Consider the following 26,841-nt stretch of genomic DNA (forward strand, 5'->3'; position numbering starts at 1 on the left):
ATGCTTAAATAATAAATTTATAGAAATTTTTGATAAAATTAAACTTTTTGCAAACCAACCACAAGGAAAAAAATGAACCTTTTTAGTATCATCAAAGAAGACTTTTCGCAACCTAAAATTCAAGATCCGGCGTATAATTCTTTCATAGAGCTTTTTTTTAATTATCCAGGCGTTTGGGCAGTGGTAAATTACCGTTTTGCGCACTTTTTTTATCAAAAAAATTTCAAACGCCTAGCAAGGATTATCAGCGGAATTTCACAGTTTTTAACCGGAGTTGATTTACACCCCGAAGCAAGTCTTGGAAGGCGCGTATTTATCGATCATGCAAACGGTGTTGTTATAGGACAAACCACCATTATAGAAGATGATGTGCTCATTTATCAAGGCGTAACCTTAGGTGGGACAAGTCTTGAAAAAGGCATCAAGCGCCACCCTACCATCAAAAAAGGTGTTATTATAGGCTCAGGTGCAAAAGTGCTTGGAAATATCACCATAGGAGAATACGCAAAAATAGGCTCAAACGCCGTAGTGGTAAAAGATGTCGGCGCGAATTTAACCGCAGTTGGAATTCCTGCGCGTATTGTGGAAGAAATCAAAAAACCCCAAAAATCTCGTGCTATTGATGCGCTTTGTGAAGATAGGCTAGAAAAATTTGAAAAGAAAATCGCAGAGCTTGAAAATTTGATTTTAGAATTAAAACACAATGCGTAATTTTGCTATTTTTGATAATCAAATTTATTATGATTTAAAATGCATCTTAAAAGCAAAAAATCAAAAAGAAAGCAAAAAATGCTTTAAAATTTTACAAAAATACAAGCACAAATTCTTTTTTATTTGCGTGATTGATTATGAATTTTACGAGTATTTAGAAGATAAAAATTACAAAAGCAAAGAAGAATATTTGAAATTTTTTGTTTATAGAAAAAGAAAGCCTTTTAAACCTTTAGAAATAGACGATGAAAGTTTTTTACCTTCTTTTAAAAGCAACTTAGATTTTAAAGAGTATGAAAAGAATTTCGCTCTAGTAAAAAAAGCTATTGCTAAGGGGCAAAGTTATCAGATTAACCTTACTCAAAGTTTTGATTTTGAAAGCAAACTTGATGGTTTTTCTTTGTTTAATCTTTTATCAAAAAGACAAGATACCGAATTTAAAGCTTTTATTAAAGATGAGAAAAAAGAAATTCTCTCCTTTTCACCGGAATTATTTTTCAAAACAAGCAAAAGAAATATCATCACAAAGCCTATGAAAGGTACTGTCAAAAGAGATGAAAATCCTAAAAAAGATGAAGAAAACAAACTTTTTTTAAAAAATGACAGCAAAAATTTAAGCGAAAATGTAATGATAGCCGATCTTTTACGAAACGATCTTTCAAAACTCATCAAAAAAGAAAGTATGAAAACAAGGCTTTTTAAGATCCAAAGCCACCCTACTTTACACCAAATGACTTCCACTATAAAAGGCAAACTCAAAAAAAATACAACTTATTATAAAATCTTTAAAGCCCTATTTCCAAGCGGTTCTATCACAGGCGCCCCAAAGATTGAAAGTATAAAACTCATAAAAGATTTAGAAAAAAGACAAAGAGGGATTTATTGTGGTGCCATAGGACTCGTGCATAAAAAAAAGAGTAAATTTAGTGTAGCCATTCGCACCATAGAAAAAGAAAAAGTTTATAAATACAGCGTTGGAAGTGGCTTGGTGTGGGATTCTAAACTAAATGAAGAATTTGAAGAGTTAAAGCTAAAGGCTAGCTTTTTAATGCCAAAGGATTTTTATCTTTTTGAAACGATGTATTATAAAAATGGTTTTATTTTGTTTTTTAAAGAACATCTTCAAAGACTTTTAAACTCTGCTTTTAAGCTTGGATTTAACACAGAAAAATTAAATCATAAATTTGAAAGCATCTTAAATAAAAACACTAATTTTGATGAATTTAAAAACTTAAGCCTTGAAAAATTAAATCAAAAACTTTTTGATGAAAAACACAGCTTGTTTTACAAATTTAAACTAAATGCTCCAAAAAAAGCCTTGATAAAAATCATCTTAGAAAAAAGTGGAGATTTTAAAATTTCGACTACCTCGCTCACAGAACAAACTAGCGATTTGCTTCTTTTAAGTGATGAAAAATTAAACTCTTGCAGTGATTTTTTATATCATAAAACTTCGTTAAGAAAAATTTATGACGAAAAATCTTTTTTATGGAAAGAAAATCAATGCTTTGACATAGCTTTTTTTAACCAAAAAGATGAATTATGCGAAGGCTCAAGAAGTAATATCATCATAAAAAAAGATGATATTTTTTACACCCCTACTTTGCAAAGCGGACTTTTAAATGGAATTTATAGGCAGTTTTTATTGGATTTAAATTTAGTCAAAGAAAAAACACTTTTTAAAGAGGATTTAATAAATGCTGATGAAATTTATTGTATTAATTCTGTGCGTGGATTAAAAAAGGTAAAGCTAAAATGAAAAAAATCCTTTTTATAGACAATTACGACTCTTTTAGCTACACCATAATCTTTTACCTTAAAGAACTTGGCTTTAAATGCAAAGTGATTAAAAATGATGAATTTAAAAAAGCAAAAGATTTAGCTAAATTTAACTTTTCACACTTAATCATCTCTCCAGGTCCAAATTCTCCTAGCGAATCAAAACTAAGCTTAAAAGCCATTAAATACTTTAAAAAAGATAAAAAAATACTGGGAATTTGTTTAGGCCATCAGTGTATAGGTGAGGTTTTTGGCGGAAAAATTTCTAAAATGCCCTACCCTATGCATGGTAAAATTTCAAGACTCCATCTAAACAAAAATGCCAAAAAAACTTCGCTTTTTAAAGGCATAAAAGATAAAAGTAAAATTTGTTTATATCATTCTTTGCACATTAGTAAAATGCCAAAAAATTGTGAAATTCTAGCCTTAAACGATGAAAATATTATCATGGCTATCAAACATAAAAAATATGAAATTTATGGAGTACAATTTCATCCTGAAGCGATTTTAAGCCAAAATGGCAAAAAATTGCTTAAAAATTTCATGGAAAATTAATTAAATAGATTTTGTTTATTATTTTTTAATTTTTCCGCAATTTTGTTGTTTTATTTTCAAAAATTTACCCAAATTAAAATCAATATGATGTGATTCTTCTTTTCCTTTTACTTCACTTAGAATAACAAGAGTGTGGAAAATCTCCGAGTTGTACCATAGAATGACGAAAAGAAATAGAGGTGTTTAGCTGTATTCAATATGACGGGTAAAATATAATTTTTCAGAGTTTGCAAGCATTTTAAAATCTTTTTAAACTTAAGCAAACTCTTGCAAAATTATAGAGCTTTATTTGTTCCTTTTTTTAGTATTTGATGTTAAAAAAATGATTTGAATTCTTTTACTAAAATTACAAAGCTCATTTTTATAGGCTTTGGTAAATATTTTAATTCTTTTTTGCATTTAAAATAATGCTTATGATAATTAAAGCAAAAGCAAAAAGTTCCAAAAAAGCATATCTTGTCCCTAAAAATAAAAAGCTCATAAAAGCTGCTGCTACAGGTTCGATACAAGCTATCATGCTCGCTCTCATTGCTCCAATTAATTCAACACCTTTTAAATAAAGACAAAATGCCCCAATCGTGCCAATTAGCACAATACCACTCATTGCTAAAAAGGCTTTGAGTGAAAAATCATAATGTACGAGTCCGCCTTTTGTTTCCAAAATACTTAAAAGCACAAAAGAAGCAAACAAAGAAGCCATTCCCATAACAAAGAAAAGTCCGTATTTTGCGATAATTTTCCTTGCACTTAGTGAGTAAAATGCCACACCAAAAGCTCCTATAATCGACCAAAAAACACCCCAAAAATTAAGATTTAAATTTGCCACATCGCCACCACTTGCAAGTAAGAATATACCTAAAACAATTAAAATTAAAGCTACAATTTCAGAGTATTTTGGAAATTTTTTATCCCTAAAACACACAAAAAGCATAATGATAATAGGAGCTGAGTATTGTATCATCGTAGCTGTACCCGCATCAGTATAAAAAATACCTTTAAAATAACCATATTGAGTCATCAAAAGCCCAAAAAATGCAAAAATCAAAAGAGATAAAAGTTCATTTTTGCTTTTAAAAAGTACAAAATTCTTGCGTCTTAAACTTATAATTAAAAGTAAAATTCCAGTAAATAATAATCTATAAAAACTTACCCACTCAACTGCATAATCGTTTTTAAACAAATATTCAGCCAAAACTCCGCTTATAGCCCAAAAAATTCCACCAAGTAAAACCAAAAATACGCCCATTAGAAAACACCTTAGCAGCAAATTCTTGGCATTATAATGTAAAGTATTTATTTTTTGACTTAAATGTCGATTGTGCTGAAAATAAAAAAGGAATTTTTATGGAAATTAATTTTAATGAAATTTACAATAAGGATTACAAAGAACAAAAGTTTAAAAAAGGAAATCAAACTCAAAATAATTTACCGAGTAGCAATTCTGATGTTTTGGTTGATTTTTCTAAAGAAGCTAAGGAATTTTTAAAAACAGGTATTGAAAAATTACAAAAAAACACCACAATACAGCAAGAAAGCAAGAATTCAAACGCTAAATTAGAAGAATTAATCAAAAAATTAAATGAAATTATGCAAAAAATCTCTCAATTAAATAACAAAATGCAAAATGCTGATGATGAAACAAAAATGGCTTTGCAAGATCAAATAGTTACTTTAAATGCCCAAGTAGCTACTATACAAGGACAAATTATGCAAATATTAAGCGCGCAACAAAAGGCATTGGCGTGATATTTGATTTTTTTTATTATAATTAAGCCTTGATTTGTAAAAAAAGGAAAAGTATTTATGACTTATTTGGAAATAAAAGGAGAACAAAAACTTCAAGGCGAGGTGATTATAAGTGGAGCAAAAAACGCCGCCCTGCCCTTAATCGCTTCTAGTATACTTGCCAAAAATGAAGTTAAAATTAATAATGTCCCAAATGTCGCAGATATCAAAACTCTTATTTCTTTGCTTGAAAATTTGGGTGCAAAAACTAAATTTGAAAAAAATACTGCATTTTTAGACACTACCACACTTAACAAAACCACAGCCATTTATGATATAGTGCGAAAAATGCGTGCTTCTATCCTTACCTTAGGACCTTTGCTTGCGCGTTTTGAAAAATGTGAAGTGTCCTTGCCTGGGGGTTGCGCCATAGGACAAAGACCTATTGATTTGCATTTAAGCGCTTTAGAAAAAATGGGTGCAAATATAGAAATAAAACAAGGCTATGTCGTAGCAAGTGGTGCTTTAAGGGGAGCTGAAATTTTATTTGATAAAATCACAGTTACTGGTAGTGAAAATATCATCATGGCAGCAGCCTTAGCTAAAGGAAAAACCAAACTTTTAAATGTCGCAAAAGAGCCTGAAGTCGTGCAACTTTGCGAAGTTTTAGCAAGCGCAGGGCTTGATATAAAAGGTATAGGCACTGATGAACTTGAAATTTATGGCACCGATAAAGAACTTTTAGAATTTAAAGAATTTAGCGTAATTCCTGATAGAATAGAAGCTGGGACTTATCTGTGTGCTGGAGCCATTACAAATTCACAAATCACGCTAAAAAAAGCTAATGCTGAACATTTAGGAGCGGTTTTGGCGAAACTTCATCAAATGGGCTTTGAAACCCTAGTGGATAACGATAGTATCACCTTGCCTTCTGCAAAAGAAATAAAGCCAGTTGAAATTCTAACAAGCGAATATCCAGGTTTTCCAACCGATATGCAAGCGCAATTTATGGCACTAGCTTTGATGGCAAATGGCACAAGTATCATCGATGAAAGGCTTTTTGAAAATCGCTTTATGCATGTAAGTGAGCTTTTAAGAATGGGAGCAGATATTAAGCTAAATGGGCACATTGCAACTATTGTAGGTGGCAAAGAGTTAAATGCCGCTGATGTGATGGCTACGGATTTGCGTGCTTCTTCAGCTTTAATCTTAGCAGCACTTGCAGCCAAAGGCACAAGCTTTGTGCATAGAATTTATCATCTTGATAGAGGGTATGAAAATTTAGAAGAAAAATTTAAAAAGCTGGGTGCAAAAATCACAAGGCTTGAAGAATAATCTTAACTTAATGCTTTTCTAAAATATTTTTATATATAATCTTTTCGTTTTAAGGATAACCTTGCTTGAAGACTTTAAAATTAAAGTTTGAAAGGAGGTTGAGATGAATGAAGTTATTGTTTTTATGATCACTTTAATCATCCTTATCTTAGTCGTAAAAAACTAAGATAAGAACAAACTAATTTTTAATTTTTCGATTATAATTTTAAAAAAACCCTGCTTAGTTTGTCCTTAAAACAAAAAGTCTTCATTATAGCAGGGTTTGAAGACTTAGAATTATTTCATTATGTTTTATTGTAAAATACCATTATCTAAAAACACAAAAAAGGCTTTATTATGAAAAACATTTTTCAAACCTTAAAAGACTTAGAAAGTCAAATTTCATCTTTTGAAGAATATGAGCTAATAAGCCTTGAAAAAGCTAAAGGAAGAATTTTAGCCAAAGATCTTTACGCTAGAAAAAATTTACCCAGCTTTGATAATGCTGCTCTTGATGGCTATGCTTTTAATTATGAGGATTTAAATGAAGCTTTAAAGATAAAAGGTACTATTTTTGCAGGAGATAAAAACACTTACGAGATAAATAAAAACGAGTGTTTTAAGATTATGACTGGGGCAAAAATACCCAAAAATGCTGATACGATTTTAATGATAGAAGATGAATGCATTGAAAATAGCAAACTCATCATTAAAAAACCACCAAAAAAGCACAATGCTTATAGATACAAGGGCGAAGAACTAAAAAAAGATGAACTTTTGCTTAAAAAAGGCACAAGGCTAAATGCTAGGCATATCGCTCTACTTTCTTCCCAAGGGCTTTATAAAATTCAAGTTATAAGGAAAATTCGCGTGGGGATTTTTTCAAGTGGAGATGAACTAAAAGAGCCTTGGCGTGATTGCGATGAAGAAAGCATTTACAATGCCAATGCTTTGCCTTTGCTTGCTATGCTTAAAACTTGCGATACAAGCTATCTTGGCATCATCAAAGATGACTTTAGCACCACAAAAGAAGCCTTAAAAAATACCAATTTTGATCTTTTAATCACTTCAGGCGGTGCGAGTGTAGGGGAAGCTGATTTTATGGAAAAAGCTTTAGATGAACTAGGTTTTACTCCGCTTTTTAAAGGTTTAAAAGCGCGGCCTGCAAGACCAACTAAACTTTATCAAAAAGATAAAAACTTAGTGCTTATTCTACCAGGAAATCCTATGGCGGCTTATCTTTCAGCCTTTATTTTTACTAAAAAAATTATTAATTTATTGAGCGGAAATTTAGAAAATCCTTTAAAAATTCATGCTCTTATGGGAAGTGATTTGAAAGTAAAAAGCGGAAGAAATAACCTCATCTTAGGAAATTTAGAAAATGAAGTTTTCTATCCTTTTAATGATGGCAAATACGGCTCAGGAATGATACTACCTTTGATAAATAGTGAATTTTTACTCATCAGTGAAGAAGAAAGAACAGAATTTAAAAAAGATGAAAAAATCACGATTTTAAAGCTTTAAAAAAGCAAAGTGATGGTAAAAATCATAAGTTTGATTTTGTGTTTATTGTTTTTAAATGCTTGCAAAAGCGACGCAAAAAATTTAGAACAAAATACTACAAATTTAGAACAAAACGCCACAAAGCTAGAACAAAATTCAAGCAAAAGTATTAATCTTACCCCGCAAAATAAAGAAGAGCTTATCTTGCTTTTAAAAGAAAACAAGGGTTTATATTTAGGCGATATCAATACTTCTAAAATTACTGATATGAGTGATTTATTTGCAGAAGTTTTTGCAGAAGAATTGGAAGCGCAGTATATCCATTATTATCCTAGAATAAAAGTAGAAAATGATTATTTTAATGGTATAGAAAAATGGGATGTATCTGGGGTAGAAAATTTCAAAGGCACTTTTGCTTTTCTTGAAAATTTTGATCAAAATATTAGCTCTTGGGACACAAGTAGTGCAAAAACTATGGAGCGAATGTTTTATGGGGCTAAAAATTTTAATCAAAATATCAACGATTGGGATGTAAGTAAGGTTAAAAATATGAATGCTATGTTTTTAGAGGCGATAACTTTCAATCAACCCTTAGATAAATGGGATGTTAGCAAGGTTGAGAGCATGGAAGGCATTTTTTATCATAATAAAATTTTTAATCAAAAATTAAACACTTGGAATACTAAAAATCTCACTGACACTTCCTTTGCCTTTGCAGGTGCTTCAAGTTTTAATCAAAATATTAATTCTTGGGATACAAGCAATGTTAAAGACTTAAACTACACTTTTGCCGGTGCTAAAAAATTCAATCAAAACTTAAATAAATGGAATGTAAGTAAGGCAGAAAATTTCAATAGCACTTTTAAAAACGCCATATCTTTTAATAAACCTTTAAATGATTGGGATGTAAGCGGTGCTAAAAATATGTCTCATATGTTTAAAAATGCTTCAAATTTCAATCAAACTTTAAAAAAATGGGATGTATCTAAGATAGAAAAAGCAGAACAAATGTTTGTCGATGCTAAAAATTTTAATCAAAATCTTTCTTCTTGGAAAATAGCTAAAGACACTAAGGTAGATGAAATTTTTATGAATTCAAAACTAGCCACAAAGCCACCTAAATGGTTTTTTGAAATTGATAGAACTAAAGGAGTTTATAGGAATTATCAAGAAGTTTTTTTAGATAAAGTTTATCTAAAAGAAGCCATACCTTTTTCTTTGAGATATTATAAAAATTTATGGTACTTGCAAGGAAGTTGCAAAACTAGTCCATGTAGGACAAAGCGTGATTTGTCCTGATCTTTTTTATGATGATGAAAGGGTGAATTTAAAAGGAGTAAGAGCGGAGTATTTAAACAAAGATGATGAAGAAATCATTCGTTTTACTTTTTCAAACGGCTTTTATAAAGACACTAGAGCTTGGAGAAGCTCATCTTTTGAAAAATACGACTAATTTCTAAAAAGTTATTTAATTATTGTAATTCCCCATCTTCGATAATAAAAACTACAGCAATTAATATTTTCGATAAATATCGCCATAATATGTTATATTTTCAGCTTGATTTTCATCATTAAGCTTAATATTTTCATTATCATTTATTTTTATATCATCTAAATCCTGATAAGAAAAAATCATATTAATACTAATAATCTTTGGTAACTGTTCAAGCTGCCTATAGGCCTTTAATTCATCATCTAGACTTTCACTCTCTATGACAACTATAATTTTATCTTGATCACATATTTCAACACTACAATATTTAATTTTTTGAATGCTTTGTAATATTTCTGATTGATGTTCTTGTTTTATGCGCAATAAAACACTAGAAAGATTCATTTAAAACTCCGAAAAATTATTTTATTTCCATAACCAGAGATTAATATATCATGCTCATTTAAAAATATGATATATTCAACCATTAAATCCTCATTGCTTATTTGAATTTGCTGAGTTAAATCTTTGGTTTTTATAATTTGAGTAAAATTTGTTGCATTATTACTAAAAGCTCCAAATTCTCCATTAGAACTGAGCGCACATGCATAAATAAGAAAATTATTTTCTATAAATTTTTCCTCATTTTTTATAACTATACCTACCCTGCGATCTGTAGCACAACTTATAATATTTCCATTTTTATAGTCTACTTGGTAAATATTATCCTTGTGAATTTTATTGATTTTTTTTATCACTTCCCATTTTTGTAAATCAAAAATTTCAATCACTCCACTTTCAAAACCTAATACCAAAGTTTTTTTATTTTTATCTATACTTGCATCATTTAAGCTAGAATAGGAAAAATTATAATTTCTTTCTTGTAAATTCGAAAGTTTAATCTGCTTAATATTTGCTCCAAGAAAAGTAAGTAAAATTTCATCTTCATTAATAAAAAATACTTCCTTAACTCCATTAAAACTAAGTTTTTTATCTAAATTTTTATCTCTAAAAATCCAAATATTCTTAGAACCAAAATCCCCTTCGCTTACCAATAATATTTTATTATCTAAAACATCGATACTATAAATTGAAGGCTTTATATTTTTTTCATAATAATTTTGAATATCAGCTAAGGTTAAAATTTCATCTAAAATCTTACTTTTAATATTATATCTTAAAATTTCACCCCTATCTGTACCAATATACAAAAGCTCTTCACTAACCTTTAATGCTGTTATATTTGATTTTATTTTTAATTCATAAGAAAAACCATAAACACACAAAAAGATTAAAATGAAGAGTAATTTTTTCATTTATTCTACACCCTCATTCATTACATCAATTAAATTAGAACGATTTTTTAGTTCTTGATTCTTAAATTCAGGCTTGAAACTATTTCCTACCAAAGGCTTAGCATTGCTTTGAGGAACATGACACTGCGTGCAATTAAATCTAGCTTCGCTAATAGTATCGCCCATATCTTTATTAAGACGATAATCATAATAATGTGTTGCAGGTACAGCAGTTGCTAAGACATCTGCAGCTATTGCTTTATCATGGCAACTAAGACAAGTATTATTATCTTTTGTAATAGGCAACATATCTTCAATACTGTGAGAAATCAAAGGTGGTGCATTTTCAAAAGATCTTTCTATTAAAACAGATTCTCCCGCCATAGTTCCACTATAGTTAATATCTGCCAAATTTATATTTTCTGACTCTAAGCTCATATTTCTAAAACCACCGAGGTTTGAAATTCCGCCATTTGTGGCACAAGCTGCCAACAACAAAGCTATAACACTCATAAATAAAACCAATCTTTTTTTCATTTTTTGCTCCTTAAATCAAATATATTAAAATTTAAAGCATTATCATCACACACTTCTATACAACGCCCGCATTTTATACACTCACCAGAATTCACACTCGCACTTTCTTTAGCTATCATCCAAAGAACTTGTTTTTCAGGACAAATTCCAATGCATTTATAACATTTGGTGCAATTTTGATGATTATGTTTAATTTTTAATAAAGCATAACGAGAGATTAAGGCATAAAAAGCTCCAAGCGGACAAATATGCGAGCAAATTGCTCTAGGACTTAAAAATGTATCAATACAAAAAAGTATAAAAGCCACAAAAATCCAAGAAGTAGTGCCAAAAATAATCCCTCTATGCACTACACCTATATAAGAAAAACTCTCAAATACAGGTAAAGAAAGCACAAAAGAAAGGATTAAAACTAAAGCTAAAACATAATAACGCAAATTTTTACTTAAAATTAAAAATTTGCTATTTTTAAAACCCATTTTCAAACGAAAAAAGGCAGCGAAATCGGCAATTAAATTCACAGGACAAACCCAAGCACAAAAAGCACGACCTAAAAAAATTCCATAAAGAATTAAAACAAGCAAAGCACCCGTTAACGCCATTAAATCTATACTAAAACTTGCTAAAAAAATTTGCAACACTGCAAAAGGATCGCTTAAAGGCACGCTATCAAAAAACTTAGATGAGCTTAAATCTCCTTTTAAAATAAATTTTGTCGCGCTAAAAGAAAAAAGGGCTAAAATTCCAAGCTGAACAATGCGTCTAGCGATTAAATATTTCATTAAATTTCTCCATCATTTAAATAATTTGTCGCTTTTTTGCTATCAAAATGCTTAGAAGAATCCGCATCTTTTAAGCGTTTCTCATCTTCTTTATCCCAGCCCTTTACATAATGCGAACCTGCTTTGCCTAACACATACTCGCGTGGCAAAACATGAATAGCGGGTTTTTGAGTAATGCAAGCTAGCTCACAAAGCCCACAACCTACGCAAACTTCATGATCTACTACAGGAAGTAAAAAAGCATGCTTAGCAGTGCGTTCATTATGTTTAAGTTCAAGTTTTAAAGCTCTATCTATCAAAGGGCAAGCTCTATAACAAGCATCGCACTGAATTCCCCAATGTGCCACGCAACTTGCACTATCAACAATAGCAATGCCCATTTTCAAAGATTCTATGCCTTGCTCTAAATGCTTTTTATCTAAAGCATCGGTTGGGCATTCTTTTATACAAGGTATATCCTCGCAAAGATAGCATGGAATAGCTCTTGGCTTAAAAAAAGGTGTGCCATTTTTAGCACTATCTAACAGAGTAGCGAGTTTTAAAGTATCATAAGGACATGCTTTTACACAAAGCCCGCAACGAATACACTTGCTTAAAAATCTTACCTCATCTTCTGCTCCAGGTGGACGCAAAGTATAATCATCATCAGCCTTTAAAGCCAAATTTGCCAAAAATCCACCCGCTGTGCAAAGACACAAACCTTTAAAAGCACTAGCAAAAAATTCTCTTCTATCTTTCATTAATTAAACCCTAACTAAGCTTTATAAATTTTTACCGCACACTTTTTAAAATCAGTTTGCTTTGAAAGCGGACAAGTTGCATCTAAAGTAACCTTATTAATATAAACATTTTCATCAAACCACGGCACATACACAAGTCCTGCAGGTGGTTTATTTCTACCACGCATATCCACTCTTGCTTTTACTTTACCACGACGCGACTCTACCCAAACTAAATCCCCTTGATTTAAACCCAATTTTTCACTATCTTTTTCACTTATATAACAAAGTGCTTCAGGAACTGCACGGAAAAGTTCTGGCACACGCATAGTCATAGTTCCGCTATGCCAATGCTCTAACACCCTACCTGTAGCAAGCCAGAATGGATATTCTTCACTTGGTCTTTCAGGTGCTTTCATAAATGGTCTAAAGAAAATTTTAGCCTTGTTTTTAATGCTATGTTCTTTTTCATCTTTTGGGGCTTTTAAATCTCCATTTGTCAAACTTTTATTAAAATCACCATAAAAAGCAAAATCAGAATTTGGTGCAGCTTTTTTTGCATAATAATCAAATTTAGTATTAAATCTCCACTGTGTTTCTTTACCATTCACTACCGGCCATCTTAAGCCTCTTACTTGATGATAGGTATCAAAATCAGCCAAGTCGTGTCCATGCCCTAAACCAAATTTGCGATATTCTTCCCAAAGATATTTTTGTATAAAAAAGCCATATCCTTTGAATTCTTTTCCATCACTACCTTGGATTTTTCTCTCATCTCCATTTACTTCGCTATTATCAAAACCTTTGGCAATATTATCATTGGCTTTAAATTCCATCGCTTCTTTATTGGCAAATAAAACATCAAAAAGCGTATCATCCTCACTATAACCCATAGCTTTTGCTTCTTCTAGCACGCTTGGTAAAGTAAGTTTTTCATCTACCTTTTGCTCTTTCCAAACTTCTTTTAATTTAAAGCGTTTTGAAAATTCCATAATCTGCCAAGTATCACTCATCGCAGCACCCACAGGTAAAACTTGTTGTTTCCAATGCTGCGTTCTTCTTTCAGCATTTCCATAAGCTCCCCATTTTTCATAAATCATAGCACTTGGTAAAATAAGATCAGCTACTTTTGCACTAATTCCAGGATAACAATCACTCACAACAATAAAATTATCCATTTCTCTAGCTGCTTTTATCCAGTGATTTGCATTTGCAGTATTTTGCCAAGGATTATTCACTTGTACCCAAGCAAATTTAATTTTTCCATCTTCTAAATCTCTCATAATGCCAAGATAAGGAGAACCTGGTTTTGGATTGATGGTTTTACTAGGAATTTTCCAAATTTTTTCAGAAATTTCTCTGTGCTTAGGATTTGCTACAACCATATCAGCAGGCAAGCGGTGAGAAAAAGTTCCTACTTCTCTAGCCGTTCCACAAGCACTTGGCTGTCCAGTTAAAGAAAAAGCGCCGCTACCTGGTTTTGCTTGTTTACCAAGTAAAAAATGCACCATATAAGCTTGTTCATTTACCCATGTTCCACGCGTATGTTGGTTAAAACCCATAGTCCAGAAAGTTACAACTTTACGATTTTTCTCTATATATAAGTTCACTAATTCTTTAAGCTTTTTCTTAAAATCTTCTAAAGATTCATTATCGTCACCCTTGGCTACTTTTGCAGTATATTCAAGCGTATAAGGAGCTAAACCTTTTTTAAATTCCTCAAAAGAAATTTCCCAATTTTTATCTGCTACACCTTGATGTTTCATTTCAAATTTATCACCTGCTTTAACACCAAGATAAGATAAGGCCGTGGCCTCTTCCTCATCAAGCACAATAGCATTTTCTTTTACAACTGTATCTTTTTCGCTCTCTTTAAAGCTAGGATGGTTAGAATTGCTTCTCATGCCATATCCAATATCTGCATAACCTGTCGCAAACACACAATGCTCTTTGATAAATTTTTCATCCATAGCTTCAGGATGATTATAAACAATTTCCCTTGCTATGTAATTCCAAATAGCTAAATCCGTATTTGGTTTGAAAATGATTTCCATATCTGCGATATTTGAAGTTCTATTAGAAAAAGTACTTAAATTAATTATTTTAACTTTATCTAAATTGCTTAATTTTCTATCACTTACTCTTGACCAAAGAATTGGATGCATTTCAGCCATATTTGCACCCCAAGTGATAATAGTATCAGTAAGCTCTATATCATCGTAACAACCAGAAGGCTCATCCACGCCAAAAGTTTGCATAAAACCAACCACAGCAGAAGCCATACAATGTCTTGCATTTGGATCAATATTGTTTGTTCTAAAACCTGCTTTAGCAAGTTTTACAGCAGCATAACCTTCTTGGATAGTGTATTGTCCGCTACCAAAAATCCCTACCCCACTAACGCCTAATTCACCATAAGCTTTTTTAAATTGTTTTTCCATTTCATCAAAAGCCCTTTTCCAAGAAACTTGTTTAAATTTACCTTTTTTATCAAATTCGCCTTGTTCATTAACACGAAGCAAAGGCATCACAAGACGATCTTCACCATACATTATTTTAGCATTAAAATAACCCTTAATACAGTTAAGCCCACGATTTACCGGTGCGGCTGGATCACCTTTAACAGCAACTATCTTGCCATTTTTTCGTGCTACCATAATTCCACAACCAGTTCCGCAAAATCTACAAACCGACTTATCCCATTGCCACTGCTCCTCACTCGTAGCAAAACTTGGAATACTAAGCCCAGCAACACTAGCAGCACTAGCAATAGCAGTATTTTTAATAAAATCCCTTCTATTCATACTTTCACCTCCAATGTGTTTGTCAAGTTTATAAATTTTACTTTAACAAGATAAAATAAAAATTAATTTTTTAAAAAAAATAATATTTTCAAAAGCCTATTTTTAGGATATTTAATGTCTTATTTTGTATATAAAAAAATAATATGATAGTCTCTAAGATTTTATTTTTCAAAAAGAATAATTAAAAAATTTATTAAAAAATAAAAAGAGGTACAAACCTCTTTAAGTTATCGTTTAAGCTGGTTTACAGTTGAAAGCATTTCATCACTTGTAGTAATAGCTTTTGAATTTGCCTCATAAGCTCTTTGCCCAGTGATAAGATCTGTCATTTCTTCAACCAATTGCACATTTGAAGACTCAATCCAACCATGTCTGATTTGTCCCAAGCCATCTTCGCCTGCTATACCAGCAACCGGCGCTCCACTTGCCCCTGTTTCTAAAAATAAATTATCCCCCATTGCATGAAGTCCTGCTGGGTTGATAAATTGCACAAGCTCAACTTGCCCAATCTGCGTTTCTTCTTGTTCGCCTGCAAGCATTACAGAAACTGTTCCATCTTTTGCAACATTTATCGCCGTTGCCCCTTCTGGGATAGTCATCTCAGGTATAAGCCTATAACCATCAGCATTAACGATATTTCCTTCATTATCCCTTGTAAATTGCCCGTTTCTAGTATAAGCGGTTGTGCCATCAGGAAGCTGAATTTGAAAAAAACCATTGCCTTCAATAGCCATATCAAGACTATCCGTGCTCGTAGATTTTAAATAACCCTCAGTAAAAACTTTTGTAATAGCCGAAGGTCTTACTCCAAGCCCTACTTCCATACCTGAAGGCGAAAGTGTGGTGGCTGAAGTTGAAGTGCCAGCATACTTCATCACCTGATACATTAAATCCGCAAATTCAGCTCTTGATTTTTTATAACCTGCAGTATTAACATTGGCAATATTATTTGAAGTTACATCGATTTGTGTTTGCTGAGAAATCATCCCTGTTGCTGCTGTATGTAAAGATCTTAACATTTTTTATCCTTTATTATTTCACACTTGCGAGTTTATTAATCGCATCTTGGTTTAAATCATCCATATGAGAAGTCATCACTTTTTGATACATATCCACCAAACGATTAGCCTCGATAAGCCCTACCATTTCGGTTACTGCATTGACATTTGAACCTTGAGAAAAACCTTGTTTTATCGCTCTTGAAGTATCAAGATCGCGAATTCTAGTCAAATCATCTATACGATAAACATTATCCCCTTCTTTTTGCAAAGCACGAATATCATCAACTTGCGCTATAAACATTCTTGCATTATCTACACCATCAACGGAAATATTTCCATTTGAGTCGCTATTAATATGTACAGCATTTACATCAATTCTAATGCCATCTTGCTCAGGATTATTAAAATAATCACTGCTTAAAACTCTATAACCTTGCTTATTAACCAAAAAACCCTCATCATCAAGTTGAAAATTCCCATCTTGAGTAAGTCTTACTTCTCCGTTACTCGTTTTAACAAGAAAAAAAGTATCCTCTCTAGTCATAGCAAAATCTAAAGGATTATTTGTCATTTTAAGATTTCCCACACTAAAGTCTGTATAAACTTCACTCACTTGCGGAACGCGATCTATGGTTGAATTTGCAAATCTTGATGCATCGCGTGTGTGATTTTGTATAGGTAACTCATCCTGAGTTTCTTTAAAAATCCTTTTAAAATCTGCAATAACCACATCATCTTTTTTAAAACCACTAGTATTGACATTAGCTAAATTATTTGTAATAACATCAAGACGGTTAAATTGGGTTACCATACCGCCAGTGGCTTGATAATATCCATTTTGCATATTTTTCACCTACTTTTAAAATAATTTTAAAAGCTTAAAAGCAAAGAGTGTTCCAAAAAATTTATTTTCGAACTTGACCTTCCCCTGTGATAAGATATTTATAAGTACAAAGCTCTTCAACCCCCATAGGACCTCTAGCATGAAGTTTATTAGTAGAAATTCCAACCTCAGCACCAAAACCAAACTCACCTCCATCACTAAAACGCGTTGAGGCATTAACATAAACACAAGAAGAATTAATACTTCTTTGAAAAATAGCAATATTTTTCGTGTCATTTGAAAGTATAGCCTCGGAGTGATTTGAGCTAAATTTTTGTATATGCTCTATAGCCTCATTTAAATTTTTAACGATTTTAATGCTGATTTTATAATCAAGCCACTCAGTAGCATAATCTTGCTCATTTGCCAAAAAGCAAGTTAAATTTGTATCTTGTAAAAATTTTAAACTTTTCTCACAAGCATGAATTTCTAGCTGAAATTTTTCAAATTCCTTAGCCAAATTTTGCAGTAAATCCTTGGCTATATTCTCATGAATAAGCAAACTTTCTAAAGCGTTACAAACACTTACCCTTTGGCATTTTGCATTCAAAATTATATCTTTAGCCTTGTTTAAATTTGCACTTTCATCTACAAAAATATGACACAAACCCTTATCATGCTTAATCACTGGAATTTTAGTGTTTTTGGCAATATTTTGTATCATTTTAGTGCTTCCTCTAGGAACAATAAGATCAATTAAATCATCAAATTCCAAAAGCTCATTAATCTCTTCTTTTTCACTGACCATTAAAAAACAATCCTTAAGATCATAAATAGCAAGCACCTCTTGCAAAGCTTTAAAAATACTAAAATTTGTATATTTAGCCTCACTACCACCCTTTAAAATTCCAGCATTTGAGCTTTTTAGCAATAAGGCCAACAACTCAGCACTAATAGCCGGCCTTGCTTCATAAATGACGCAAATAATACCAATAGGAATGCTTACTTTTTCTATCTTAAGTCCGCTATCATTAACCCAGCCCTGTAAAACTTTTCCTATAGGATCTGGTAAAAGGGCTATTTTTTCCAAAGCTTCGCAAAGCGAATTAAGCCTTGAAGTGTCAAGTTTTAATCTATCCTTCAAAGCCTCGTTTTTAGTAAAATTTTTCAAATCTTTTTCGTTAGCCTTTAAAATTTCATCAAAATATTTTCTTAAATTTAGTGCACATTGCAAGATGATTTCTTTTTTATCTTGAGGTTTTAAATTTAAAAGTTTTTGGGAGTTTTTATTAATATTTTCAATTAAATGTCGCATTTTAATCCTTTGTTTATAAAAAACTTGTTAAATTCTATACAAAAAATTATTAAAGAAAGGTATAAATGAAACATTTTGATATTATCATCGTTGGTGCTGGACCTGCGGGAATTGGTTGTGCCGTAGAAGCTAAACTTGCCAATAAAGAAGTTTTGTTGTTAGAAAAAACAAATTCAATTTGTCAAACTTTAGTGCAATATTACAAAGAAGGCAAAAGAGTTGATAAAGCTTATAAGGGTTGCGAGGGGACTAATTATGGTCATATTCCTTTTGAAGATGGAACAAAAGAAAGTACGATAGAAACTTTTGAAAAAGCTTTAAAAGAGCATAATATCGGTGTTGAATTTGGTAGCGAAGTAGAAAGCATTAAACAAGAAAGCGATCATTTTATTGTTAATACTTCCAAAGAAAGCTATACTTGTAAAAATATCATTGTAGCTATAGGTAGAATGGGAAAACCTAATAAGCCTGATTATAAACTTCCTTTAACGCTGACTAAAATCATTAATTTCAACGCCAACTCAGTCTTAGGTCAAGAAAAAATCATCGTTGTGGGTGGCGGAAATTCAGCAGCTGAGTATGCTGTAGATCTTGCAAAAAATAATGAAATAACACTTTGTTACAGAAAAGATAAATTCACAAGATTAAACGATATCAATCTTAACGATGTTGAAAATGGTGCTAAAAATGGAGATTTTAAACTAAAACTTGGCATTGATATCACAAGTGTTGAGGATGAAAATAGTAAAGCTAAACTTCATTTTAGCGATGGAAGTAGCGAAATTTATGATAGAGTTATTTACGCTATTGGAGGTTCAACTCCTCTTGATTTCTTGCAAAAATGCGGTATAGAAGTTGATGAAAAAGGTGTTCCTGTTTTTGATGAGCACAAACAAAGCAATGTCAGCAGGATTTTTGTTGCTGGGGATATTGCTACAAAAAATGGCGCTAGTATTGTTACAGGTTTAAATGACGCTGTGGCCATAATGAAATATATTAATTCTTAAAAACAACAAATCCCTAAGCAATTCACTTCTTAGGGATTAATTAAATTTATCCTTTAACCTTAAAACTCACAAGGAAAAAAATGCATTTAGAACAAATTTTAGAAAAAACAAAAAATATAAGAATCGTTGCAGCAAGTAAATATGTCAATGCGGATAAAATCAAAGAATTAAACGCAAAAGGCTTGATGGAATTTGGAGAAAATCAAGTTCAAGCCTTGACTCAAAAAAAAGAAATCTTAGATCAAGAAAATTTAAATATCAAATGGCATTTTATCGGAACTTTACAAAGCAATAAAATCAATCTCTTAATCAAACAGCGTCCCATTTTATGGCAGTCTTGCAATGGATTAAAAATCGCTTTGGCTATGGATAAAAGACTAGATTATAAACTTGATACTTTGCTTGAAATTAATGCTGCTAATGAAGAAAGTAAAAGCGGCATTGATGTCTCGCGTGCTATTGATGAATATTTACAAATTCAAAATTCATGCAAAAATCTAAATCTATGTGGAATTATGAGTATAGGCTCACACAGCGATGATGAGAAAGAAATCATCAAAAGCTTTGAAAAAACTTATCAAATTTATGAAAAACTACAAAAATACGGTGCGAAAATTTGCTCTATGGGAATGAGTTCAGACTTTGAACTTGCTATAAAATGTGGATCTAATATGGTGCGTTTAGGGAGTATATTATTTAAAAATTAAGCCCAAAAAACGGGCTTTTTAAAAATCCAATAAATTAGCAATTTTGCTTTGAAGTTGCATATTTGATTGAGCTAAGATAAAACTTGCTGCATTTTCTTTTAAATAGTTTGAATTTAAATCATTCATATTTTTTGCCATGTCGTTATTTAGCAAGTTATTTTCAGCTGCTTTGGTATTGATACTATTTTGCACGCTAGAATTAATGTTGGATGTTAGCACATTAATACCCCCACCAATCTCTCCTCTTAAAGCATTAACTTGATCTATAAATTGCGTAATGCTTTCTTGATTATTTATATCAAGTCCATCTGCAGACAAAGGATTTAGATTTGTCGTTTGAGTTCCACTTCCTACAACGAAATTCATAGTCTGAAACACATTTTTTCCATTATAAGTTGCATTGTTAAAAGCATCATTAATAGACTCTTGAAGTCTTGTAGCTTCACTTTGTATCATACTTTTTTGATTATCATTTAAGGCTGCGTTATTCATTTTTACCGAAAGTTCATTTAGCCTATTGGCACTTTGGGAAATATTTGACAAACTTGCATCAGCAATTTGTAAAACACCGATTGCATCATAGGCATTTGCTACGCCTTGATCAATGGTGCTAGCTTGAGATCTTAAAAAATCTGCAATGCCTAAATTCGCACTATCAACACCGCTAATAGCGCGCATAGCAGAAATATTTTCTAAAGCTTTTTCGCTAGACTTTTGTGCATTATTTAAATAATAATTTTGCTGCATTGCTGTAGAGTTGTTAATTTTCATAATTTCCTCCTTTAATCTGATTGCTTCATAAATTTTATATTTTTTTAGCTGTTTTAAAACTTAAGAAAAATAAAAACGCTTGAGCCACAACCATGATTTTTATCACTACTTCGCTTGCCGAGTGAATACCTGCAAACTCGGCATTTTGTGTTGCAACTTCACCTAATTCCTGAGCTTTGACAATATAATCTGTAAAATAAAATACAAAAACCGCACTTAAAACCAAAATAATTAAGGCAAGTAAAATCTTTGAAATTCTCACACTAAAAGAACAAAGCTCTTTTGAAAATAAGGCAAAAATAGTATTAATCACACTCACGCCCAGCAAAATATAACCAAATTTAATAAAAATTTGTGTCATTAAAATACCGCTTTGAAACTGAGTTAAAACTCCTTCTCCCAAAAATTCTTGCGGATAAAAAATTACAGGTGCAACCATAATACCAACACAAAGTTCTATACCTATCATCATCGCTAATAATAATAAATTCACAGCTTTCATGATTTATTTCCTTTTTTATTTTAATTTTGGCAAAAAATTATAGCTAAAAAAGATAAAAAATATTTTTTAAAATAAAATTAAGTTTTATTATATTAGTATAACCAAATCAATAAATTGTTAAAGGAGTTTTTATGCTGATGCGTCATTTATATTTTATCACATAAATATCAAAAACAAAGGAGAAAACACAATGAACTTAAATCAACAAAAAACACAATCTTACAAAAATCAAAACATAAACATTCCATTCATTTCTTCTATTATGTGCCTAATGTGCATGTAATTTCTACTTTTTTATTTTTAAATCACATTGCTATTGTTGTAAAAATTTAGTCTCTGATTAAACTTAATCTCAGTCTAATTTTTATTTTTGTTTAATTTTTATTTAATTAAAAGGATTTTATTATGAAAAATTCAGTTATTGGATATCCAAGAATAGGTGCTTTTCGAGAATTAAAATTTGAAGTTGAAAAGTATTTTTTAAAACAAAGCTCACAAGAAGAGCTTATCGCTTTAAGCAAGGATTTAAAAGAAAAACATTGGCAAGATCTAAAATCGGCAAATATTGATTTTATACCTTGTAATGATTTTTCTTTTTATGACAACACACTCGATACTGCCGTGCTGTTTAATGTAGTTGCTCAACGATATAAGGCCTTAAAACTAAATCATTTAGATGAATATTTCGCGCAAGCTAGAGGCTATCAAGGAAAATTTGGCGATGAGAAAGCTTTGGCAATGAAAAAATGGTTTAACACAAATTACCATTACATCGAGCCAGAATGTGATGATGCAGAAGTTATTGATTTAGTTGGAGATAAAATTTTTAAGGATTTCATCGAAGCAAAAAATTTAAATATCAACCCAAAACCCGTAATTCATGGAATTTTTACTTTCTTTAAACTCATTCGTTTTAAAGATGAAGATACCAAACAAAAAGCTAAAGAAAAGCTACTTCAAGCTTACATAAAACTTTTAAATCGCTTCAATGATTTAGAGGCTACTTGGCTTAGTTTTGATGAACCTTGTTTGGTATTTGATTTAAACAAGCAAGAATTAAAACTTTTTAATGATTTTTATCAAGAATTACTCAAACATAAAGGTGGGATTAAAATTCTTATTCAAAGTTATTTTGGTGATATAAGAGATGCTTATGAAAGTGTTTTAAAGCTTGATATTGATGGTTTGGGGCTTGATTTTATCGAAGGAGATTATAATATAAATTTGCTAGAAAATTTTGGTTTTCATAGGAACAAAATTCTTTTTGCAGGAATTATTAATGGTCGCAATATTTATAAAAATAATTATAAAAAAACCATTGATTTAATCCATAAAATCAAAAATTATGCTCCAAATATAGTCCTTAGTACAAGTTGTTCGCTTTTGCATGTCCCTTATAGTATACAAAATGAAAACAAACTGGATGAAAAATATCTCAATCATTTTGCTTTTGCTAAGGAAAAATTGCAAGAATTAAATGAACTGAAAATATTATTAACTTCTAAAGATTTCAATAAAGAAAAATTTTTCATTCAAAATCAAATTTTACTTGCTAATAGCTTAAATAAAAACAATCTCAAAGTTCAAGAAAGCATTAAAACTCTAAGCAAAGAAAAATGTATCAGAGAACCTGAATTTAAAGAAAGAAAAATTCTGCAGCAAAGTATATTAAAACTTCCTATACTTCCAACAACCACCATAGGTTCTTTTCCACAAACCAAGGAAGTGCGTTCTAATCGTCTTGCTTTTAAACAAAATAAAATAAATATTGATACTTATACAAGTTTTAATCGAAACAAAATTAAAGAATGTATTAAAATTCAAGAAGAAATAGGACTTGATGTTTTGGTGCATGGAGAATTTGAACGCAATGATATGGTGGAATATTTTGGTGAGAATTTAGAAGGCTTTTTATTCACTCAAAATGCTTGGGTACAAAGTTATGGCACAAGGTGTGTAAAACCTCCTATTATTTGGGGTGATGTGAGTCGCAAAAAAACCATTACTGTAGAATATGCCAAATTCGCTCAAAGTCAAAGCCAAAAAATCGTCAAAGGAATGCTAACAGGACCAGTAACTATACTAAATTGGTCTTTTCCAAGAGAAGATATTAGTCTAAGAGAAAGTGCTTTGCAAATCGCATTAGCTATACAAGAAGAGGTTTTGGATCTTGAAAATGCAGGTATTAAAATCATACAAATTGATGAAGCGGCTTTAAGAGAAAAATTGCCTCTAAGAAAAAGTAAATGGCACACTTACTTAGAATGGGCAATTTTAGCTTTTAATGTGACTCATTATAAAGTAAAAGCCCAAACTCAAATTCATACACATATGTGTTATAGTGAATTTAGCGATATTATTAAAGAAATTAATGCAATGGATGCGGATGTGATTTCTTTCGAGGCCTCAAGATCAAATCTTGACTTGCTAAATGCACTAAAAGCAGTGAATTTCAAAACCGACATTGGACCTGGGGTTTATGATATCCATAGTCCAAGAATTCCAAGTATTGATGAATTAAAAAATGTGATAAAAAAAATCTTAAATAAATTTGAGAAAGAAAAAATTTGGATCAATCCTGATTGTGGTTTAAAAACAAGAAATTATGAAGAAGTAGTCGCTAGTCTTAAAAATTTAGTTCAAGCAAGTCTTGAGCTTAGAAAGGAGTTGCAAAATGAATAAAAACACTAGTTTTTCTTTCGAACTTTTCCCGCCAAGAGTCAATGAAGAACTTCGCAATATCGATGAAATTTTAGAAAATCTCAAGGACTTAAACGCTGATTTTATCAGCGTTACCTTCGGAGCGGGAGGAAGTAAAAAATCAAATTTTACTTTGGATATAGCACAGCTAATAGAACAAAAATATCAAACCAAAAGCATAGTGCATCTTCCATGTATCCATTTTAGCAAAGAGGAAATTGCTAAATTTTTAACCCATTGCAAGGATAGGAATTTAAAAAATATTCTCGCACTAAGGGGTGACATGAGTAAAGATTTAAAAGCGAGTAAAGATTTTTCTTACGCTAGCGATTTGGTCGAATTCATTAAACAAAATGGAGATTTTAATATCTTTGGCGCTTGTTATCCAGAAACCCATAATGAATCTAAAAATTGCATTGAAGATATACATAATCTTAAAATAAAAGTTGATAAAGGTGCTGACAAGCTCATCACTCAACTATTTTTTGATAACAATGATTTTTATAATTTCAAACAAAACTGTGCATTATCTGGAATTAAAGCACCAATTTATGCAGGCATTATGCCAATTACCAATAAAAGGCAAATTCTAAAAATCACTCAACTTTGTGGAGCAAAACTGCCACCAAAATTCTTAAAAATTCTAGAAAAATACAAACACAACGACAAAGCTTTAGCAGATGCTGGGATTGCCTATGCAGTTGATCAAATTGTGGATTTAATTACAAACGGAGTAGATGGAATTCATCTTTACATCATGAATAAAGCCTATGTTGCCAGAAGGATTTATGAAGCAACATATTCTTTGTTCTATGATAAAATCGGTGCTTAGGAATTTAAAAATTCCAAAGCCATCATCGCATCACCTTGCATCAAAACCTTTAAATTCTCATCATCCCAACAAAAGGTAGAACTATGATGTAAGGTGGGATTTTTTAAGTCCTTTGAAATTCCTACAAAAACATAAGCTCCCATTCTTTCGCGCGTTAAAAAAGCAAAATCTTCAGCGCCCATATCAGGCTTAGCTGTGTTAATAATATTTTGCTCACCTAAAACTTTAGCAAAAGCTTTTCTGGCTATATTTGCAGCATTTTTATCATTAATTAAAGGCGGATATTCTCTTTTATAATCAAGTCTATATTCTCCACCAAATGCTAATGCAACAGCTTTGGCAATGTTTTCTATTGAGCTTTGCATTAATTTTTGATTTTCATCGCTTAAAAAACGCACCGTTCCTTGCAATATGGCATTTTGCGGTATCACATTAAAGGTTGTCCCTGCTTCAATTTTTCCTATAGTAACTACTCCTGCATCCACAGGTTTTAATTTCCTTGAAACAATGCATTGAACATCAGTGATGAATTTTGCCGCCATTACAATAGGATCAATAGTCGTATGCGGATGCGCTCCATGCCCACCATGACCGACAAATTCAAGCTCAAAAACATCAACCCCTGCCATCATCTCGCCATCTACAATTTGAGCAGTATTTTCAAGCAAAGGACCCCATAAATGACAACCAAAAACTGCATCTACGCAAGGATTTTTAAGTACCCCTGCTTCTATCATAGGCTTTGCACCCCCACTTCCTTCTTCAGCGGGTTGAAACATAAATTTAACACTTCCACTAAAATACTCTTTTAATTCATTTAATATCAAAGCAGCCCCCAAAAGTCCAGCCGTATGTCCATCATGCCCGCAAGCGTGCATTTTCCCATCGATTTTTGAAGCGTATGAAAGTCCGGTTTTTTCTTGCACAGGTAAAGCATCCATATCTGCTCTCAAAAGCACACATTTTGGCTTTTTATCACTTGTCTTTTTGCCTTCTATGATTGCTAAAATTCCAGTTTTTGCTATATTTCTTTGATATTTTATACCAAATTCATCTAAAATTTCACACACCAATTTTGCTGTATTTTCTTCTTCAAATTCAAGCTCAGGATACATATGAATTTGATGTCTTAGTTCTTTGATTTTAGGATAGTATTTTTGTGTTAAATCTTTAATTACTTGCTGCATTAGCATTTTGCTCCATTTTAATTTTCATTCTTTCAACCTCTTCCTTGCCATTTCTCACAATCTTTGGATCAAAAGCAAGTTTTTTAAAGCGCTTTTTATCTGGATAATCCACATGAGATAAAATGTATTTAAAAATATTAAGCCTTGCTTGTTTTTTATTATCCGTTGCAATGATAGTCCAAGGGCACAAAAGTGTATCTGAGGCAAGGAGCATAGTGTATTTTGCCTTTGTATATTCATCCCATAATTCTTGAGATTTTTTATCTACTGGCGAAAGCTTGTATTGTTTTAAAGGATCATTTTTTCTTGCCTCAAAACGCTTTTCTTGCTCAGCTTTGGAAATAGAAAAATAAAATTTGAAAAAAATAATTCCACTTTTTACTACCATTTCCTCAAACAAAGGCACTTCTTTTAAAAAACGCTCGTGCTCTTTTGGAGTGCAAAAACCCATCACAGGCTCTACTCCTGCACGGTTATACCACGATCTATCAAAAATCACTATCTCGCCAGCGCTTGGCAAATGTGCTACATAGCGTTGAAAATACCACTGTGTCCTTTCAACTTCACTAGGCTTTTCAAGTGCTACCACACGACACCCTCTTGGATTTAAATGCTCAACCAATCTTTTAATTGAACCACCTTTACCCGACGCATCGCGTCCTTCGACTATGATTAAAACCTTTAATCCTTCTTTTTTTACATAATTTTGAAATTTCAAAAGCTCAATTTGAAGCATTTGCAATTCTTTCTCGTATTCAATAAGACTTTTTTTAACCTTAATATAAGTGCAACCTTTTTCTTCCTTAACCTGCTCTAAAGTCATTGCATCCATAATATCCC

Annotated in this window: 26 protein-coding genes; 12 read left to right on the forward strand and 14 right to left on the reverse strand. The window is 31.5% G+C overall.

Features of this window, described 5'->3' with window-relative positions; genetic code table 11:
• The first annotated feature begins 72 nt into the window (after positions 1–72).
• The 3 genes from cysE to AAH949_RS05630 are packed head-to-tail and all read left to right on the forward strand — an operon-like array spanning position 73 to position 3,045.
• The gene (gene cysE, locus AAH949_RS05620) at positions 73–711 is read left to right on the forward strand and encodes a serine O-acetyltransferase (RefSeq protein WP_348518184.1); all 639 of its coding nucleotides are present in this window, start codon (positions 73–75) and stop codon (positions 709–711) included.
• Positions 704–2,470, forward strand: a complete 1,767-nt coding sequence (locus AAH949_RS05625) for a bifunctional anthranilate synthase component I family protein/aminotransferase class IV (RefSeq protein WP_348518185.1) — start codon at positions 704–706, stop codon at positions 2,468–2,470. The genes cysE and AAH949_RS05625 overlap by 8 nt, the downstream gene beginning before the upstream one ends.
• Complete coding sequence (locus AAH949_RS05630; protein ID WP_134238918.1) at positions 2,467–3,045, forward strand: aminodeoxychorismate/anthranilate synthase component II; 579 nt, start codon at positions 2,467–2,469, stop codon at positions 3,043–3,045. Before AAH949_RS05625 ends, AAH949_RS05630 begins: the two co-directional genes overlap by 4 nt.
• Before the next feature lie 382 nt (positions 3,046–3,427).
• Here AAH949_RS05630 and AAH949_RS05635 read toward each other — a convergent pair whose 3' ends face one another.
• Positions 3,428–4,291, reverse strand: a complete 864-nt coding sequence (locus AAH949_RS05635; RefSeq protein ID WP_348518186.1) for a DMT family transporter — start codon at positions 4,289–4,291, stop codon at positions 3,428–3,430.
• Between the two features lie 98 nt (positions 4,292–4,389).
• Between AAH949_RS05635 and AAH949_RS05640 the strand changes: the two genes are divergently transcribed.
• From AAH949_RS05640 to AAH949_RS05660, 5 genes are all read left to right on the forward strand, one after another.
• Positions 4,390–4,791: a hypothetical protein gene (locus tag AAH949_RS05640; protein WP_134238916.1), complete on the forward strand. Its 402-nt coding sequence runs from the start codon at positions 4,390–4,392 to the stop codon at positions 4,789–4,791.
• Between the two features lie 57 nt (positions 4,792–4,848).
• Positions 4,849–6,105, forward strand: coding sequence for a UDP-N-acetylglucosamine 1-carboxyvinyltransferase (gene murA / locus AAH949_RS05645; protein WP_348518187.1), 1,257 nt, complete (start codon positions 4,849–4,851; stop codon positions 6,103–6,105).
• A gap of 336 nt (positions 6,106–6,441) precedes the next feature.
• A complete protein-coding gene (locus tag AAH949_RS05650) occupies positions 6,442–7,608 on the forward strand; it encodes a molybdopterin molybdotransferase MoeA (RefSeq protein ID WP_348518188.1) in 1,167 nt (388 codons plus the stop codon).
• Between the two features lie 12 nt (positions 7,609–7,620).
• Complete coding sequence (locus AAH949_RS05655) at positions 7,621–8,886, forward strand: BspA family leucine-rich repeat surface protein (RefSeq protein WP_348518189.1); 1,266 nt, start codon at positions 7,621–7,623, stop codon at positions 8,884–8,886.
• Positions 8,873–9,040: a hypothetical protein gene (locus AAH949_RS05660; RefSeq protein ID WP_348518190.1), complete on the forward strand. Its 168-nt coding sequence runs from the start codon at positions 8,873–8,875 to the stop codon at positions 9,038–9,040. The genes AAH949_RS05655 and AAH949_RS05660 overlap by 14 nt, the downstream gene beginning before the upstream one ends.
• Positions 9,041–9,100: 60 nt before the next feature.
• Here AAH949_RS05660 and AAH949_RS05665 read toward each other — a convergent pair whose 3' ends face one another.
• The 9 genes from AAH949_RS05665 to AAH949_RS05705 form a co-directional block, all read right to left on the reverse strand.
• Positions 9,101–9,424, reverse strand: a complete 324-nt coding sequence (locus AAH949_RS05665) for a chaperone NapD (RefSeq protein ID WP_134238911.1) — start codon at positions 9,422–9,424, stop codon at positions 9,101–9,103.
• Entirely contained in the window at positions 9,421–10,335 is a 915-nt protein-coding gene (locus AAH949_RS05670) for a WD40 repeat domain-containing protein (protein ID WP_134238910.1), read from the reverse strand. The genes AAH949_RS05665 and AAH949_RS05670 overlap by 4 nt, the downstream gene beginning before the upstream one ends.
• Positions 10,336–10,851, reverse strand: coding sequence for a nitrate reductase cytochrome c-type subunit (locus AAH949_RS05675; RefSeq protein WP_348518191.1), 516 nt, complete (start codon positions 10,849–10,851; stop codon positions 10,336–10,338).
• A complete protein-coding gene (gene napH, locus AAH949_RS05680) occupies positions 10,848–11,633 on the reverse strand; it encodes a quinol dehydrogenase ferredoxin subunit NapH (protein WP_348518192.1) in 786 nt (261 codons plus the stop codon). The genes AAH949_RS05675 and napH overlap by 4 nt, the downstream gene beginning before the upstream one ends.
• The gene (napG, locus tag AAH949_RS05685) at positions 11,633–12,373 is read right to left on the reverse strand and encodes a ferredoxin-type protein NapG (RefSeq protein WP_134238907.1); all 741 of its coding nucleotides are present in this window, start codon (positions 12,371–12,373) and stop codon (positions 11,633–11,635) included. Before napG ends, napH begins: the two co-directional genes overlap by 1 nt.
• Positions 12,374–12,387: 14 nt before the next feature.
• Positions 12,388–15,156: a periplasmic nitrate reductase subunit alpha gene (gene napA / locus AAH949_RS05690; protein ID WP_134238906.1), complete on the reverse strand. Its 2,769-nt coding sequence runs from the start codon at positions 15,154–15,156 to the stop codon at positions 12,388–12,390.
• A 227-nt stretch (positions 15,157–15,383) separates the two neighbouring features.
• Positions 15,384–16,175: a flagellar basal-body rod protein FlgG gene (gene flgG / locus AAH949_RS05695; protein WP_134238905.1), complete on the reverse strand. Its 792-nt coding sequence runs from the start codon at positions 16,173–16,175 to the stop codon at positions 15,384–15,386.
• Between the two features lie 13 nt (positions 16,176–16,188).
• Positions 16,189–17,001 carry a flagellar hook-basal body protein gene (locus tag AAH949_RS05700; protein ID WP_348518193.1) on the reverse strand — a complete coding sequence of 271 codons (813 nt, stop codon included), beginning with the start codon at positions 16,999–17,001 and terminating at the stop codon, positions 16,189–16,191.
• Positions 17,002–17,062: 61 nt separating this feature from the next.
• Positions 17,063–18,295, reverse strand: a complete 1,233-nt coding sequence (locus AAH949_RS05705; RefSeq protein WP_134238903.1) for a glutamate-5-semialdehyde dehydrogenase — start codon at positions 18,293–18,295, stop codon at positions 17,063–17,065.
• A 65-nt stretch (positions 18,296–18,360) separates the two neighbouring features.
• Between AAH949_RS05705 and AAH949_RS05710 the strand changes: the two genes are divergently transcribed.
• Complete coding sequence (locus tag AAH949_RS05710) at positions 18,361–19,302, forward strand: NAD(P)-binding domain-containing protein (protein ID WP_348518194.1); 942 nt, start codon at positions 18,361–18,363, stop codon at positions 19,300–19,302.
• Between the two features lie 80 nt (positions 19,303–19,382).
• Positions 19,383–20,009 (forward strand): YggS family pyridoxal phosphate-dependent enzyme, encoded by a 627-nt coding sequence (locus AAH949_RS05715; RefSeq protein ID WP_348518195.1) that lies wholly within the window; start codon positions 19,383–19,385, stop codon positions 20,007–20,009.
• An 18-nt stretch (positions 20,010–20,027) separates the two neighbouring features.
• On the opposite strand, the gene flaC is transcribed toward AAH949_RS05715, so the two are convergent.
• Both flaC and AAH949_RS05725 read right to left on the reverse strand, forming a co-directional pair.
• Entirely contained in the window at positions 20,028–20,780 is a 753-nt protein-coding gene (flaC, locus tag AAH949_RS05720) for a flagellin C (protein ID WP_348518196.1), read from the reverse strand.
• 34 nt (positions 20,781–20,814) lie between these two features.
• Positions 20,815–21,282, reverse strand: coding sequence for a DUF4149 domain-containing protein (locus tag AAH949_RS05725; RefSeq protein ID WP_348518197.1), 468 nt, complete (start codon positions 21,280–21,282; stop codon positions 20,815–20,817).
• 405 nt (positions 21,283–21,687) lie between these two features.
• Between AAH949_RS05725 and metE the strand changes: the two genes are divergently transcribed.
• Positions 21,688–23,964, forward strand: a complete 2,277-nt coding sequence (gene metE / locus AAH949_RS05730; protein ID WP_348518198.1) for a 5-methyltetrahydropteroyltriglutamate--homocysteine S-methyltransferase — start codon at positions 21,688–21,690, stop codon at positions 23,962–23,964.
• Positions 23,957–24,814 (forward strand): methylenetetrahydrofolate reductase [NAD(P)H], encoded by an 858-nt coding sequence (gene metF, locus AAH949_RS05735; protein ID WP_348518199.1) that lies wholly within the window; start codon positions 23,957–23,959, stop codon positions 24,812–24,814. The genes metE and metF overlap by 8 nt, the downstream gene beginning before the upstream one ends.
• Here metF and AAH949_RS05740 read toward each other — a convergent pair.
• Together AAH949_RS05740 and ppk2 are read right to left on the reverse strand one after the other, a co-directional pair.
• The gene (locus AAH949_RS05740; RefSeq protein WP_134238945.1) at positions 24,811–26,001 is read right to left on the reverse strand and encodes a M20 family metallopeptidase; all 1,191 of its coding nucleotides are present in this window, start codon (positions 25,999–26,001) and stop codon (positions 24,811–24,813) included. The two genes, metF and AAH949_RS05740, sit on opposite strands and share 4 nt — an antisense overlap.
• A complete protein-coding gene (gene ppk2, locus AAH949_RS05745) occupies positions 25,985–26,833 on the reverse strand; it encodes a polyphosphate kinase 2 (protein WP_243832610.1) in 849 nt (282 codons plus the stop codon). The genes AAH949_RS05740 and ppk2 overlap by 17 nt, the downstream gene beginning before the upstream one ends.
• Positions 26,834–26,841: the final 8 nt, after the last annotated feature.

The sequence above is a fragment of the Campylobacter sp. CCS1377 genome, assembly GCF_040008265.1.
Lineage (GTDB): Bacteria > Campylobacterota > Campylobacteria > Campylobacterales > Campylobacteraceae > Campylobacter_D.

Bases quoted from the DNA above. Each gene is read 5' to 3' on its own strand.
- AAH949_RS05700 (WP_348518193.1), bottom strand. From the start codon at position 17,001: ATGCAAAATGGATATTATCAAGCCACTGGCGGTATGGTAACCCAATTT.
- cysE (WP_348518184.1), top strand. From the start codon at position 73: ATGAACCTTTTTAGTATCATCAAAGAAGACTTTTCGCAACCTAAAATT.
- AAH949_RS05655 (WP_348518189.1), top strand. From the start codon at position 7,621: ATGGTAAAAATCATAAGTTTGATTTTGTGTTTATTGTTTTTAAATGCT.
- napG (WP_134238907.1), bottom strand. From the start codon at position 12,373: ATGAAAGATAGAAGAGAATTTTTTGCTAGTGCTTTTAAAGGTTTGTGT.
- flgG (WP_134238905.1), bottom strand. From the start codon at position 16,175: ATGTTAAGATCTTTACATACAGCAGCAACAGGGATGATTTCTCAGCAA.
- AAH949_RS05740 (WP_134238945.1), bottom strand. From the start codon at position 26,001: ATGCAGCAAGTAATTAAAGATTTAACACAAAAATACTATCCTAAAATC.
- AAH949_RS05715 (WP_348518195.1), top strand. From the start codon at position 19,383: ATGCATTTAGAACAAATTTTAGAAAAAACAAAAAATATAAGAATCGTT.
- napA (WP_134238906.1), bottom strand. From the start codon at position 15,156: ATGAATAGAAGGGATTTTATTAAAAATACTGCTATTGCTAGTGCTGCT.
- AAH949_RS05640 (WP_134238916.1), top strand. From the start codon at position 4,390: ATGGAAATTAATTTTAATGAAATTTACAATAAGGATTACAAAGAACAA.
- AAH949_RS05635 (WP_348518186.1), bottom strand. From the start codon at position 4,291: ATGGGCGTATTTTTGGTTTTACTTGGTGGAATTTTTTGGGCTATAAGC.
- flaC (WP_348518196.1), bottom strand. From the start codon at position 20,780: ATGAAAATTAACAACTCTACAGCAATGCAGCAAAATTATTATTTAAAT.
- AAH949_RS05725 (WP_348518197.1), bottom strand. From the start codon at position 21,282: ATGAAAGCTGTGAATTTATTATTATTAGCGATGATGATAGGTATAGAA.
- AAH949_RS05710 (WP_348518194.1), top strand. From the start codon at position 18,361: ATGAAACATTTTGATATTATCATCGTTGGTGCTGGACCTGCGGGAATT.
- ppk2 (WP_243832610.1), bottom strand. From the start codon at position 26,833: ATGGATGCAATGACTTTAGAGCAGGTTAAGGAAGAAAAAGGTTGCACT.
- AAH949_RS05630 (WP_134238918.1), top strand. From the start codon at position 2,467: ATGAAAAAAATCCTTTTTATAGACAATTACGACTCTTTTAGCTACACC.
- AAH949_RS05705 (WP_134238903.1), bottom strand. From the start codon at position 18,295: ATGCGACATTTAATTGAAAATATTAATAAAAACTCCCAAAAACTTTTA.
- murA (WP_348518187.1), top strand. From the start codon at position 4,849: ATGACTTATTTGGAAATAAAAGGAGAACAAAAACTTCAAGGCGAGGTG.
- metE (WP_348518198.1), top strand. From the start codon at position 21,688: ATGAAAAATTCAGTTATTGGATATCCAAGAATAGGTGCTTTTCGAGAA.
- AAH949_RS05650 (WP_348518188.1), top strand. From the start codon at position 6,442: ATGAAAAACATTTTTCAAACCTTAAAAGACTTAGAAAGTCAAATTTCA.
- AAH949_RS05675 (WP_348518191.1), bottom strand. From the start codon at position 10,851: ATGAAAAAAAGATTGGTTTTATTTATGAGTGTTATAGCTTTGTTGTTG.
- AAH949_RS05670 (WP_134238910.1), bottom strand. From the start codon at position 10,335: ATGAAAAAATTACTCTTCATTTTAATCTTTTTGTGTGTTTATGGTTTT.
- AAH949_RS05665 (WP_134238911.1), bottom strand. From the start codon at position 9,424: ATGAATCTTTCTAGTGTTTTATTGCGCATAAAACAAGAACATCAATCA.
- napH (WP_348518192.1), bottom strand. From the start codon at position 11,633: ATGAAATATTTAATCGCTAGACGCATTGTTCAGCTTGGAATTTTAGCC.
- AAH949_RS05625 (WP_348518185.1), top strand. From the start codon at position 704: ATGCGTAATTTTGCTATTTTTGATAATCAAATTTATTATGATTTAAAA.
- metF (WP_348518199.1), top strand. From the start codon at position 23,957: ATGAATAAAAACACTAGTTTTTCTTTCGAACTTTTCCCGCCAAGAGTC.